Origin of the sequence: Niastella koreensis GR20-10, from assembly GCF_000246855.1 — a bacterium.
In the GTDB taxonomy this organism is placed as follows: domain Bacteria; phylum Bacteroidota; class Bacteroidia; order Chitinophagales; family Chitinophagaceae; genus Niastella; species Niastella koreensis.
This window is the reverse complement of the sequence record NC_016609.1, coordinates 4,558,942-4,573,479: the sequence shown is the minus strand read 5'-3', so window position 1 is coordinate 4,573,479 and position 14,538 is coordinate 4,558,942. Positions and strand designations below refer to the sequence as shown.

Below are 14,538 nucleotides of genomic sequence, written 5' to 3'. Positions count from 1 at the left end.
CTGGAACTGCTATTTTTGTAACTCTATGTACAATATGAAGTGAAGGACCCATTATCATATAAGGCACCTATTGTAGTTATTGGCGCAGGTGGTATTGTAAATGATGCCCATTTGCCGGCTTATCAATTGGCCGGGTTCAATGTGGCGGGCATTTATGATGTTGATAAAGAAAAGGCCCACGCCACTGCGCTGAAGTTCGATATCCCGCTCGTGTTCGACAGTATGGAGGACATAGTGCGGTTAAACCTGTCGCCCGTGGTGTACGACGTAGCCGTGCCCGGATCAGCGATCAGGAAGGTGCTTGACTATTTACCAGCCGGTTCCCCCGTGCTTATTCAAAAGCCAATGGGCGATGATTACCAGGAAGCAAAAGCCATTCTGCAATATACCCGCGATAAAAACCTGGTAGCCGCCATCAATTTTCAATTACGTTATGCTCCCTTTATAAAAGCCGCCCGTAAATTAATACAACAGGGTGCGCTTGGCCAGTTGTGCGATATTGAGATCAATATAAACGTATTTACGCCCTGGCATTTATGGACCTTCCTGTACCAGAGTCCCCGCGTAGAGATCTTATATCACAGCATTCATTATATCGACCTGATACGCTCGTTCCTGGGTAACCCAAACAGCGTATACGCCAAAACGGTAAAACACCCCGATATGAGCCAGCTGGCTTCTGTGCGCAGTAATATCATTATGGATTATGGCGATATCGTACGGGCGAATATAATTACCAATCATTGTCACCAATTTGGTTTGCAGCAACAGCATTCCTATATAAAATTTGAAGGCACACAAGGTGCGATAAAAATAGATCTCGGTCTGTTGATGAACTACCCGCATGGGGTAGCAGACCAGTTTCAATATATAACCCTTACCGGTAATGAACCGGAATGGAAAACCCTGGAGATAGAAGGAAGCTGGTTCCCGCATGCTTTTATTGGCAGTATGGAACAGGTGATGCTGGCCGCAGCCGGTCAAATACCCAAACCCGATAATTCAGTAGAAGATTGCATTTATACGATGGCTTGTGTAGAGGCAGCGTATTTATCGAGCGAACGGGGAGGGGTAACCCTTAACGAGATACACACTAATTGAAATACTAAACCGTAAAAATTCTTAAATCACAATATTCTGATGAAAGGTTTTCTTGTATTGGTTGTAAGTTTTGTTACCCTGAACCTGACAGCCTGGGCTACCGATAAACCCGCGGATAAGCATGTTACAATTGTTACCGGAAATAATTCACCGCGCATAAAATACGGAACAGAGCAACTCACCGCTGCCTTACAAAAAGCAGGATATAAAGTGGTGTTTTCAGCTGATGGTAAACTACCGGTTTCCGGAAATATCATTGTGGCCGGCTTGTATGCCGATGCTCTTATTAAAAAAGCAACTGCCGCCTGGCGCCTGAAACCCGATACAACAGGCAAGGAAGGCTTCTCTATAAAAAGTAATACAAACTCTTTCTTGATAGCAGGCACCGATGCCTCAGGCGCCTTGTATGGATGCCTGGAACTGGCCGAGCTGGTAACTAATCAAAAAGCGCTTCCTGAAAATTTTTCGCTTACCGATAAACCCGAAATGGTTTTACGCGGGGCCTGTATAGGGGTACAAAAACCTTACTATTTACCCGGAAGAACGGTGTATGAATATCCCTATACACCTGAGACCTTTCCCTGGTTATATGATAAAGCGCTGTGGGTACAATACCTCGATTCATTAGTGGCCAACAGGTTGAATTCGCTGTATTTGTGGAATGGCCACCCGTTTGCCTCACTGGTACGTACAAAGGAATATCCTTATGCAGTGGAAGTAGATGACGCCACCTTTAAAAAGAATGAAGAACTGTTTGCATTCCTTACCACGGAAGCCGACAAACGTGGCATTTGGGTAATACAAATGTTTTATAACATTATTGTATCGAAACCCTTTGCCGAAAAGAACAACATGAAAACGCAGGACCGTAACCGGCCCATTATACCCATCATTGCCGATTACACGCGCAAATCAATAGCTGCATTTGTAGCTAAATATCCCAACGTAGGGTTAATGGTGGCGCTGGGTGAGGCGATGGAAGGAGTAGGGCAGGATGATGTGGACTGGTTTTGTAAAACCATCATTCCCGGTGTGCAGGATGGATTGAAGATGCTGGGCAGAAAAGATGAACCGCCAATTGTATTGCGTGCGCACGATACGGATGCACCACGGGTAATGAAAGATGCCTTACTCATTTACAAAAACCTGTATACCGAAGCAAAATTCAATGGTGAAGCCTTAACCACCTACGAACCACGCGGGCCCTGGGCCGATCTGCATCGCACCCTTAGCCGCATTGGAACGGTTCAGATAGAGAACGTGCACATCCTGGCCAACCTGGAACCATTCAGGTACGGCTCACCCGATTTTATCCAGAAATGTGTGCAGTCAATGCACTCAATATATGAAGCCAATGGTTTACACCTGTACCCCCAGGCATCTTACTGGGACTGGCCATATACAGCCGATAAAACCACACCCCGCCAGTTGGAGATCGAGCGCGACTGGATCTGGTACCGCACCTGGGCCCGTTATGCCTGGAACTGTACCCGCGACCGTCACCAGGAAGAAGATTACTGGGCAGGTAGCCTGGCCGAAAAATTTGGTTGTTCACCCGCGGCCGGAAGAAATATTGTAGACGCGTATGAGCAAAGCGGCGAGATCTCGCCCAAAATATTAAGACGTTACGGCATCACCGATGGTAACCGCCAAACCATGACGCTGGGTATGTTAATGACACAATTAATAGATCCAAAGCGCTTTGGTTTGTTCCCCTTATTATATAATAGTGAAAGTCCTTTCGGTGAAATGATCATCGAGTATGCCGATAAAGAGGCCAATGAGATCCCGCATGTAGGCGAAACACCCATCGGCGTGGCCGATGAAATCATTGTGCATGGAGATAAGTCGGTAGCGGCAATTGAAAAAGCGGCGCCTTATGTTACAGCCAACCGCGAAGAGTTCAGCCGCCTCAGGAATGACATGTATTGTTACCAGGCGATGGCGAAATATTATGCCTGGAAGGCAAGAGCAGCCGTTCAGGTATTAAGGTTCAAATACACAAATAAAGTAACCGATCTGGAAAAAGCGGTTCCCATGTTGGAAAAGAGCGTGGCGTATTTTGCGGATCTGGCGGCCCGTACCGATACCACTTACCTGTATGCCAACAGTATGCAAACACAACAGCGGAAAATACCGGTAAATGGAAAGAATGCTACGATGAAAACATGGGTAGAATTACTACCTGTTTATCAACGTGAGTTGGAAAATTTCAAAAAACATATTGAAGCATTGAAAAAGCAGAGTGGGGGCAATGGAATTACCAGTATAAAACCCCTCATCAATGCGCCTGTAGAAATACTCACGCCTAACATTACAAGATATACATTTCAAAAGAATGCCCAGGTATTTCCCGACCTGAGTGTGGTAGTGAATGACCTGCCAGCTTTTTTAAATGGTTTACAGGGTATTTATTATAGCCAGGGCAGGCAGATAACAGAAGGTACCAGCCTGAATTTCAAGACTGCTAAACCAATAAAATTGTTGGTAGCATATTTCGCTGAAAAAAATGGTGCATATTTGCCGGAGCCAACATTGGAAATTGATGCGAGTGCAGATGATTATGGCCAGGCACAGACAAAAGTGGCAAATGCCATGGCAATAGAGGGTTTCCCCGCAATAAACATACATAGTTTTTCGTTTCAACCGGGCACACATACACTTACTTTAGGAAAAGGATCATGCCTGTTACTGGGCTTTATCAATGATAACGATCCCTTACCGGTTGTAGATGCAGGATTAGGCGTTTCTGAAAACGCCGGAGCGTTGGATTGGTTGTTCGAAAAGTAAACAACAACGATTGCTGCCAGCGCGAAGAGAGATGGATTATTATTAAATAATCTTAAACACGTTAGAAAATTATTGAATGGGCTCCTGCCATTATGTTATAGTTATGCACTTGACTATGGCAGATGACAGCCGCATGCGTGTGAGTATGTGCGATTATAGGTAAGCGTGCAGGGAATAGGTAAATGTTCCATCTTTTTGGTAAGATAGTACATTGTTTAGCCCGTTGGGTAGGCGTTTCTTGTGGCCGATTATGCAATATCCTGAAAAACACAAGTCCCCCACCTCTATACGCGTAGCCATATGCGAAGGTTCTAGGTTAAGTTTTGCTCCTCTCAATTGTTAAAACATAAATCATCTTAAACAACTGTTGTATGATTGGAAAACCGTCGTCCTTGAAATGCCTGATGGCGTTTTTTTTGCTACTAAATTGTACGTTTCTGTTCGCGCAGGAAAGGGTTGTTACAGGTAAAATCAAAGATCCTTCAGGGAATCCGCTTCCCGGGGTCAATGTAAATGTGTTTGGCACTCGTATCAGTGTCACCGCCGATGTAACAGGTACTTTCCGCATTCCGGTTTCCTCCGAAAGTTCCGTTCTTGTATTCAGCTTTGTGGGCTTTTTACAGAAGGAACAAAAAGTAGGAGGCGATTCTGCATTTAACATTATGATGACGTACGACAATGCCGACCTCGACCAGGTGGTAGTAGTAGGTTATGGTACTTCGAAAAGAAGAGACCTTACCGGTTCCGTATATTCGGTCAAGCCCGGTATGGTCACTGCCCAGCCCACTGCCAATGCAATGGAAGCATTACAGGGTAGAGTACCCGGTCTGGAAATTGCGCGTTCTTCCGGTGCAGCCGGTGGTGGCGTAAATATCCAGCTGCGTGGTAACAGAACCCTGAACGGTACTACCCTGGGGGTAGCCGGTTCTACTGCAACTCCTTTGTTCATTATCGATGGATTTCAGGGTGGAAACATTTCTGATATCAATCCTAACGACATCGAGTCGGTGGAAGTATTGAAAGACGCCTCTGCTACCGCCATTTACGGATGGATGGGTGCTAACGGCGTTATCATCGTTACTACCAAAAAGGGTAAGGACCGTCCGAAAGTATCTTATAATGGCTATTATGGTATCAATGGATATGCCTCTTATCCTAAAGCGAGAATAGGCGATTCATATGTGCAGCTGAGAAGAGAAGCCTGGAGAACTACCGGCGATTGGGCAAGCCCTGCCGATGATGGCAAAATATGGACCAATGCTGGTGAAGCGCAGGCTATTGCCAATAATCAATGGGTTGACTGGCAGCATCTGCTGGTGCGCAATGGTATCGAACAAAGCCACACCGCTTCTATTCAAAGTGGCGGCGATAAAACAAAAGTATTCTTCTCTACCGGTTATTATAAAGAACAAGGTCAGTTGCGTGGTAACGATTTTACCCGTTTCAACATGCGTTTGAACTATGATCAAAAGATCAGCAATATTTTCAAAGCAGGTTTGTTGACCACCTTTGTATGGACTAACACAAATAACCGTCCTGATCCATTGAACTATGCAACGGGATCTATTTCACCTTTGGGTCAGGCATATGATAGTTTAGGTAACATCAAATGGTTACCCTTAGGGGTTTCTAACGGTGCCAAAAACCCGCTGGGTGATGAAGCTCCGGGCGCCTATAAAAATAACGTGATCAGAGGCGCAGGAACTGTGAATGGTTACCTGGAAATTACGCCAATGACAGGTTTGTCATTCCGTTCAAACCTGGGTACCAGTGTTGCTTTCCAACGTCAGGGTTTGTATATGGACTCATTGTCGTATAGCAACTACGGTTTGCCCAGCCTGGCTCGTCAAACCACTACGTTTACCCGTTTCTATAACTGGGATAACATCTTAACTTATACCAAAAAGATCGAAGATCATTCAATTACCCTTACCGGTATTACCAGCTTTACACGGTCAGATGAAGATCAATTACAGGCTGAAGGTAGAAGACAGGGGCTTAGTTCTTTCCAATATTATAACCTGGGTGCAACAGAAGCTTCTGCTACCCGTTTGATCTCTTCCGGGTTAGTAAGATCGGCTACTATGTCGTATGCCGGCCGGTTGAACTATTCGTTCGCAGGTAAATACCTGTTAACGGGTACCATTCGTGCAGACGGTGTTTCACGCCTTTCTCCCGGCCATAAATGGGATTACTTCCCATCTGCCGGTATTGGTTGGAACATCCACCAGGAAGATTTCATGAAGGATTTTTACTGGGTTAACAACCTGAAGATCCGTGCCACCTATGGCGTGGCTGGTAACGCAGGTATTGCTCCTTATGCTACACAGTCTGTTGTAAATACAACTGCACAGGGTGGCCAGGGTCAGAACTTTGGTGATATTCCTGCTCCCGGTTATTATTTTACAACAACAGCCGGTAATCCTAACGTAGGTTGGGAAAAAACGGCTTCAACAAACATCGGGTTGGATTATGCTTTCTTCAAAAGCCGCATCTATGGTACCCTCGATGTTTATAAAGCCCATACTAAAGATGTATTGATGAAGAGAAACCTGCCTACATCAACAGGTACCTCTAATATTTATCAAAACATTGGTGAAACTGAAAACCAGGGTGTTGAGTTAGTATTGTCAAGCCTGAACACCAAAGGCCGTGATTTCAGATGGACTACTACCGTAACCTTTACAGCCGCTTCTGAAAAGATCGTAAACCTGATCGATGGTAAAGACATTATTCAGGCGGAGACCAATTCATTGCTGATCGGTCACCCCGTTAACTCCTTCTACAGTTATAAAAAACTGGGTATCTGGCAAACAGATGAAAAGGATGCTGCTGCTGCTGTAAAATGGAATGGTCAAACAGGGTTTAATCCAGGTGATATCAAATTACAGGATTATGATCACAATGATAGTATCACTATCGCAGACCAGCATTACCTGGGTTCTACCGTTCCAAAATGGTATGCCGGTTTACAAAATACCTTTACTTACAAAGGCCTTGAATTGAGCGTATACATTTTTGCCCGTTGGGGACAAATGTTCAACGCTACTTACATGGGTAAGTACAACCCGAATGGTAATGGTAACGGTCCTGCTAACTTTAACTACTGGACACCTGAAAACCCAACCAACGATTTCCCACGTCCAAACCGCAAAACGCCGATCAACCAGTACAATGGTTATCAGTCATTGAATTTTATAGATGGTTCATATGTTAAATTAAAAACAATTACCCTGGCGTACACGCTGCCTGCACAGATCAGCAGAAAGGTCTTCACAGACAAGTTCCGCATTTATGCAACAGCTAACAACGTGTTCACCGTTACAAAAAGCAACTTGTTGAAGAGTTACGATCCTGAAAGAAGTGGTGCAGAAGACAACCCGCTGACGCGTCAGTTCGTAATAGGTGTTAATGCTGATTTTTAATTTAATTCTTTACCCATTTAAAAACGATTACAATAATGAAGAAAGCGCTTAAATATACATGTGCTGCAGCTTTGATAGCTTCCGCCATGAGCTCTTGTACCAAGCAATTGGATGAATACAATCCCGGTGGCGCCACTGCAGATGCGGTTTGGAGCACCCCACAAGGTTTTGTTACAGCAGTAAACGCAGCTTATTGGGCTCAGCGTTACTGGTATGGTAAAGAAGACGGGGTGTTTATGTCTGAAACCGGTACTGATATTTGGATTAACAGCTCTAACAACTCCGGATATGCTCGTCAGATCAGTAAATACGATGGTATTGCCGGTTCCGTGGGTTATATAAACAACACCTGGAAAAACTGGTGGATCGGGGTAAACCAGGCAAACGCCGGTATCGGCCGTATAGATGAGGCTGGATTTACTGATCCTGTAGAAAAAGGCAAACGTCTTGGTGAGCTACGTTTCTTACGCGCCTGGTATTACTGGCATATTGTTGAAACCTGGGGTAATACCATGTTGAGACTGAAAGAAACTGCTGAGTTTGAAAACACCGCAACCAGAAGTACGATAAAGGATATTTATGATGTAATTATAGGTGACCTGGAATATGCAAAAGATAACCTGCCAAACGACTGGGGTGCAGAATACAGCCGCGCTTCTAAAAAGTCAGCGCTGGGTTTACTGGCCCGGGTTTATTTAACCAGGGGTTATTATCCTGATGCTGATGCAACTGCTATGTTCACCAAAGCCAGGGATATTGCCAAACAGCTAATTGCCAACCCTATGGGAGCTAGTTTATATGCAACACCTGCTCAGCTGTGGGACCCAGCTAACAACAAGAAGAACAAAGAGGCTTTGTATACCATCAGTAACTCTTCAGTTAGTACCACGTTTAACTTTGATGCCAACGGAAACCGGGAGCACCAGTACTTTTTGGCCGGTTACAGCACTAAGCCGGGTATGAAACAAACAAAAGACTATGGAAGAGACGGCGGCCGGTTGTTAATGCCAACCAAGTACCTGTTGACATTGTTTGAACCAGGTGATAAACGTTATGATGCTTCTTTCCAGGAGCAATGGTTCAATAACGCGGGTAAATTTACCTGGACCCCTAAGAATTATACTACTTACGGAAAAAATAACGGAAAGGATTCTGTAGCTATGGTAACAGGTGGCCCCGGTGGAACCAACCAGGTTATTGATACCGCTACGTTGGCCATGTGGGTTTCAAGAAATCCTATTGCTAACAAAAGCACATTGAACTATTGTGCTTTTGACCTGGATGATATTTATGATGGAACTGGTAAGGTAAAGGACCTCTTTGGTAATTTCCCTTCATTCAGAAAATTCATGGACCCCAATCGTTCTACAGATGTTACCAGCCAGGTTGGTTTCAATGATATCATTGTGATTCGTTTGGCTGAAATGTACATGATTGCCGGTGAAGCAGAATACAAGTTAGGTAATTTGAGTGCAGCTGCTGATCAGTTCAATGTGATCAGGAACAGAGCCGGAGCACCTGCTATTGCTGGTACAGACATCAATCCTTCCTGGATTCTCGATGAAAGAGCCCGTGAATTCTGCGGTGAGCACTTGCGCTTTTTTGATCTGAAACGTATTCTGAGAGGCGATGAGTGGGCTAACTGGATCAAATCAAAGAATCCGGATATTACCCTGGTGAAAGCACCTTATTGGGTACGTCCAATTTCACAGACCGAGTTGAACGGTTTGATCAATGCTACTGAGTTTGGCCAGAATTCCGGCTACTAAGAGCAAAGGTCTTTACATAGTTATTTATGGTCTCCCGAATATTCGGGAGACTTTTTTATTTAAGTCCCGTCGCAAGGCGGGACTTTCTTATTTCTATATTTTTTGGATACATGATTGGCTTTATTGATATTTGACATACCATACAACCAAAACTTTACCTATGTCCTTACTCGTAATATTTCTTTTCTGTGTAGTACAAGCGCAGAATTCTCCATTAACTACCAATAAGGTCATCAATTTTACTACCGCGTTTTTTCAATAAAATCGGACAGGTCTGTCTGTAAGCCCAATTCGTGAAGTTTTTGGGAAGGGTATATTATCTAAAAAATCACACTTATATAGCACTAATCCCGGTTGATATGAGTACCGGAGTGCCTGATGTCAGTATTCCAATCTACACGTTGAATTCTCATGGCATCAAAATTCCTATAACGCTTTCATATCATTCTTCGGGAATAAAAGTGCAGGAGATTGCAAGCCCGGTTGGCCTTGGCTAGACTTTAAATGCCGGAGGCGTTATCACCAGAACTATCCTTGGCTGGGCTGATGAGCATGTGGGCGATGGCGTTATATATAGACCGAAACCGGTTAACCGGAGCCGACTTTAACCAATATAACAGTGGTTTTAATAAGACGGCGGGTGTAGACTTTTCGGTTTCCAATCTTACTTACGACGCCAATGGAAATATCCTGACGCAAAACCAGATGGGATTGAAGGGGTTCAGCAGTGCACCTGTAGATCAGCTGGCGTATAAATATTATGATAACTCTAACCGGTTAAAAAATGTGGTAGAAGCCAGTAACGACCAGAAAACCACGCTGGGCGACTTCCGGTCATCACAAAAATACATGGCCGAGTTGGGCGGCACAAAAACAAACCAGGCAATTGATTATGACCAGGATGCCAATGGTAACCTGAAATTTGATCAAAACAAGGATATTGAATCTATTACCTACAATCACCTGAATCTTCCGCAGCTTATAACAATAGACGCAAACAAAGGCAGTATTGAATATGTGTATGATGCAGTGGGTACTAAACTAAAGAAGATTGTACATGAAACCGGTAAGCCAGATAAAACAACGCTGTACCTGTTTGGTACGTATGAAGATGATGTGTTACAATTCCTGCCAATGGAAGAAGGCAGCATTCGACCGGTACGGGATGGCAATGGAGCTATTGCTTCATTTACCTACGACTATTTTGTAAAAGATCATTTGGGCAATGTGCGGGTGGTGCTAACGGAGGAGCAAAAACAGGATATTTACCCGGCTGCCACGCTGGAGAATGTGACCTATAATAATGGTACCGCCATTTCTGTGGAAGGCAATTTTTATAATATTGAAGCTTCAAAAGTAGTGGATCAGGCTGTCGCTACAGGAATACCTGTTTATCAAAACAACAATGGCGTTTATAATAATAATTATAATAGCAATACAACAGCAAACAGCGCAAGGTTGTATCGATTAAACGCTTCTGGAAGTTCGCCAGCTGATAAAACCGGTCTTGGTTTTACTTTGAAAGTAATGGCAGGTGATGCTATTAATATTTTTGCTAAATCCTATCATAAGATGCCGGTAGCGGGCTATTCTTCTTCTGTGAATAGCGTTATTGTTTCTGAATTAATAAATAGCTTTGCTGGTACCTCCTTAATTGCTGGCAAGGGTATTACCGGTTCACAAATAACAGGTCAGCCCGGATTCCCAACTTCACTTGGCAAGTTGATCGGCAATCAACCCGATCAAAGTTCCAGCCGGCCCAAAGCCGCCATTAACTGGATTATTCTCGATGATCAATTCAAATATGTAGGCGGAGGATTCGATATGGTGGGCGAAGCTGTTGATCCAAATGGGACTTATAAGATCCATGATAACAGTACGATCCCTACTATCAATATTCCAAAAAATGGATACATTTATGTGTACTGTAGCAATGAAAGTAAGTACGATGTATTTTTTGATAACTTACAGGTAATACATACGAAGGGTCCTTTACTTGAAGAAACGCATTATTATCCGTTTGGATTGACGATGGCGGGGATAAGTACGAAAACGTTGGGTGGCCCGGAAAATAAGTATAAATATAATGGTAAGGAAAAGCAGGAGAAGGAGTTTAGTGATGGCAGTGGATTGGAGTTGTACGATTATGGGGCTAGGATGTATGATGCGCAGATAGGTAGATGGCATAGTCTGGATAATGGAGGAATATTATATACAGGGGCAGAAGCACAAATAGTATTTTCTCAGATTCAAACAGTTGCTCGAATAGAAAAATTGGACCGGAAATTAACAGCAGATGAAAAAATGGATGTTGAGTTTAAAACGATGATTAAAGATGCTAAAACAGTTGCGGCCGGTTTTTATTATTTATATAATAATAGTTATTTAAAAAATTTCCTATCAAGTGATCGTTTTTGGTTTAGTTATTCAGGAACAGAAAGTGCATTAAGAACATTTGGGCCGTTTTACCATGTAGCAGGTCAAAATGCTGTGAGTGCTGAAATAATTATTGGGTCAAGATATATAGATAGAATTAAGGAAAATCCCAATATTACTTATGTCTTTGTTTTGCATGATATATTACACGAGTTTATACACATAAAGGAGTTGGACGATAAAAATAATCTAAACGGAAATGAAATAATTACAAATAAAAGGGGGTTTGAGTTAATTGGTAATCTACCTACACAGAATGGAAATGAGGCTAACAATCATTTTTATAGCTTTATTAGGATGTATATTTTAGAAATGGAAGGCAAAAAGGTACCAACATTAACAATAGCACAATCTCAGGCTATGGTAATTGCTAATAAGGACTTTATAGAATCATGGTTAAAAACCTTGCCGAAAAATACCATTCAAAATTTCACCACTGAAGTACATAATAGATTAGGAATTACTCTTAACACAAAATAATTATGCGAATTACGATCGTCTTCGTGTTATTAAACTTGAGCGTCACCTGGCTTTATTCGCAGACTCCTGTTTATCCAAAAGAAGAAACGTATAAATTTTTATTTTTTGAAGGAATGGTGTCTGATACTAATAAACTTAATCTAAAGGTCAAGTATATTAATAAAGAGACAGATACTATTTTAGTTCATATGTCTTTGATAGAGGGTACAAAGTTTGACCCTTTTGCGAATGTTTATACGGAGTTGCAAAAAAATCAAAATGGTAAGTATAATCAATTTGTTGATAAGCATGTTGATTATTATTTTGGAGACAGTACGCCGGACCCCAAAAGGGTTTATATTAAATTAAAGCCTGGTGATTCGACCGAATTGAACTTTAATTTAATAAGCAGGATAGGTGCTTTTTATAAAGGGAAATACAGAATGCGTGTTCATCTGCTAAAAACACCTTTGAATGTTCCCCCTGTGATTCCAAGACAATATGCAATTAGCCGATGGTTTTATTTTGAGGTTGTAAAGGATATGGATTATCATGATCTTTATTGAACCATGTGTTAATTATACTGCAATAAAACCCACGATTATCAAGGGCCTTATTGGTACTGCTAAACCCGAGGTTATGAAATTATCAACTTTACAATCAAAAATTCCAACTTATGGGACTGTTCAAGGTATTAAGCCTGGTGAAAGTGGGTATTATAATCATAGGTAATTTCATAGTTTTAAGTGAATATGCCAATGCTAAAAATTGTCATCAAAATATTTGGTGTCAGGTAAATTCCGATACAATAAAAATAATTGCCAATGACTATAAGTTATTGTCGAATGAAAAGTATACTATTAAGATAGAAATATTAAACTCCTGGGTACTGCAGCTGCTAAAGGAAAAACAAAGTCCTGTTATTTCTTTTTCATTAAGGGGAGAAGAATTAATTGCCAGAGGAAATAATATCACAAGTTCATCGGTTCCTAATAACTGTAATTTATTTTATTTCATGAACAGAAAGGGGGAAGTGATATTATATGAAGATCATATTTTGACTTTTAATAGAATAGGTAAAGTCAAGGTTTCCTCATAAGGCCTCAATATAAAGCGTAAGATATAAATGGCTGGGTTAGCATACCCGGCCATTTTTTACACCCAGCCCATCAGGTTCAGGGTGGGGTATACTTTCTGAAAAAACATGAAAGATTGTCTGTAATCTTTAAAACTTTGAGTGAAAAGTTTGCAATTATTGGGCTAATGTTTCGAAGATTTGGGCAAAAGTTGCTTATTTGCCCCATTGTTACTTATTATGCCGCATTTATAACTAACTATGACTCATGTATGGTTAACATTGAGCTATAAGTTGCTAACTAAGCATATCACGTACCAACTTCGGATTACAAGTTGACTACTATCAAGCTCAAATAGCTAACATTTGGTCAAACTTTGCTTATGTCCGTTCAAAAGTTGCTACATTCCGAGCCAAAGTAGCTTACTTATGAGCCAAAGTCACTTATCAATAACCATAATCAGGTTTCGTGCCTTTTTAGGTATTAGATGAGTTATTGTGTAGTGTTTACAGCTCTATCCGCTGCAATCCCGTATCATGCGGGTCCCATCGATTGGCTTTCATCGTTTCTTCGAGCCAGCGATTGTCATTGGGCATATTGCCGGCCATACCCAGCTGATTGATCAAATGCCAGCTGTTGATCACCGCTTCTTTAAACCAGGGCATTTCTTTGGCTAACGTGAACAGCTTTACCAATCCCTTTACGGTCTCTTTTTGTTGTATCAGGTAATATGCGAATTGCGCCCTGAAGTGCGGACTGTAATAAAACTCGTCATTGGCCCAATTCCAGGTATCGATGGTGGTATCGGGATGGCTTTGTAACCAGTCGAGCGCATAAAAAGGGGAGGGTAAAATGTTTCCTTCAAAGCCTACCAGTTGGGCAAATGTGAGTGAGGTTGCATTTGTTTTGGGCAGGCGCTCCTGCAGGATCTCGTTGTAAAAGGCATGTGCGTCCTCAACTTTGCCCAGGGCGTGATAAACATCTGCCAACGCCAGCTTGGCCCGGATGTTAGTTATTTCGAGGGTTAATGCTTTTAGGGCATTAGCCTCCGCCTGGCTATAGTTGGTTAAAACAAGATTTGTTTTTGCTACAGCCGCCCAATAGTTGCTATTGCTCAGGTCTGCTGCGTCGGCATGGGTGGTGGCAGCTTCCAGCGCCCGCTGCGGGTAACGGTCATCGGTAAACCGTTCAACAATTTGCCACAATTGCAGGTCGTTTCCCATAAAACCGTCCAACGCCGAATAAATGATCCCGCGCCTGTCTGGCAATGACTGTACTGTTTGCCAGGTAGCAAAGGCGTCCGGAAAAGCTTCCGCAAACAACATTACTTCGTCGGTGTCCTTATTCCGCATTTTCAGGCCTATATCAACACCGGGTTTGGATAGATATCGGGGAATGGCTGCCTGAAATTCCTTTTCAAAAATTGCTTCAGGGTTGGCCGGTTGCGCTGTGCTCATTGTTGGTAATTTTTGTGCGTCCGGG

Annotated in this window: 8 protein-coding genes; 7 read left to right on the top strand and 1 reads right to left on the bottom strand. The window is 42.6% G+C overall.

Annotated features, from left to right (window positions below; translation table 11 throughout):
- Nucleotides 1-39 precede the first annotated feature (39 nt).
- The 7 genes from NIAKO_RS17840 (at nucleotide 40) to NIAKO_RS17810 (ending at nucleotide 13,079) form a co-directional block, all read left to right on the top strand.
- Entirely contained in the window at nucleotides 40-1,101 is a 1,062-nt protein-coding gene (locus tag NIAKO_RS17840) for a Gfo/Idh/MocA family protein (RefSeq protein ID WP_014219839.1), read from the top strand.
- A 39-nt stretch (nucleotides 1,102-1,140) separates the two neighbouring features.
- Entirely contained in the window at nucleotides 1,141-3,891 is a 2,751-nt protein-coding gene (locus NIAKO_RS17835) for an alpha-d-galacturonidase (RefSeq protein WP_014219838.1), read from the top strand.
- Between the two features lie 371 nt (nucleotides 3,892-4,262).
- Complete coding sequence (locus tag NIAKO_RS17830; RefSeq protein ID WP_014219837.1) at nucleotides 4,263-7,316, top strand: SusC/RagA family TonB-linked outer membrane protein; 3,054 nt, start codon at nucleotides 4,263-4,265, stop codon at nucleotides 7,314-7,316.
- A 35-nt stretch (nucleotides 7,317-7,351) separates the two neighbouring features.
- Entirely contained in the window at nucleotides 7,352-9,085 is a 1,734-nt protein-coding gene (locus NIAKO_RS17825; protein ID WP_014219836.1) for a RagB/SusD family nutrient uptake outer membrane protein, read from the top strand.
- Nucleotides 9,086-9,871: 786 nt separating this feature from the next.
- Nucleotides 9,872-12,001, top strand: coding sequence for a hypothetical protein (locus NIAKO_RS17820; protein ID WP_133055268.1), 2,130 nt, complete (start codon nucleotides 9,872-9,874; stop codon nucleotides 11,999-12,001).
- Nucleotides 12,002-12,003: 2 nt separating this feature from the next.
- On the top strand, nucleotides 12,004-12,546 hold the full coding sequence (locus NIAKO_RS17815; RefSeq protein WP_014219834.1) for a hypothetical protein: 543 nt from the start codon (nucleotides 12,004-12,006) through the stop codon (nucleotides 12,544-12,546).
- Nucleotides 12,547-12,656: 110 nt separating this feature from the next.
- A complete protein-coding gene (locus NIAKO_RS17810; protein ID WP_014219832.1) occupies nucleotides 12,657-13,079 on the top strand; it encodes a hypothetical protein in 423 nt (140 codons plus the stop codon).
- Nucleotides 13,080-13,562: 483 nt separating this feature from the next.
- Here NIAKO_RS17810 and NIAKO_RS17805 read toward each other — a convergent pair whose 3' ends face one another.
- The gene (locus tag NIAKO_RS17805) at nucleotides 13,563-14,513 is read right to left on the bottom strand and encodes a tetratricopeptide repeat protein (protein WP_014219831.1); all 951 of its coding nucleotides are present in this window, start codon (nucleotides 14,511-14,513) and stop codon (nucleotides 13,563-13,565) included.
- Nucleotides 14,514-14,538: the final 25 nt, after the last annotated feature.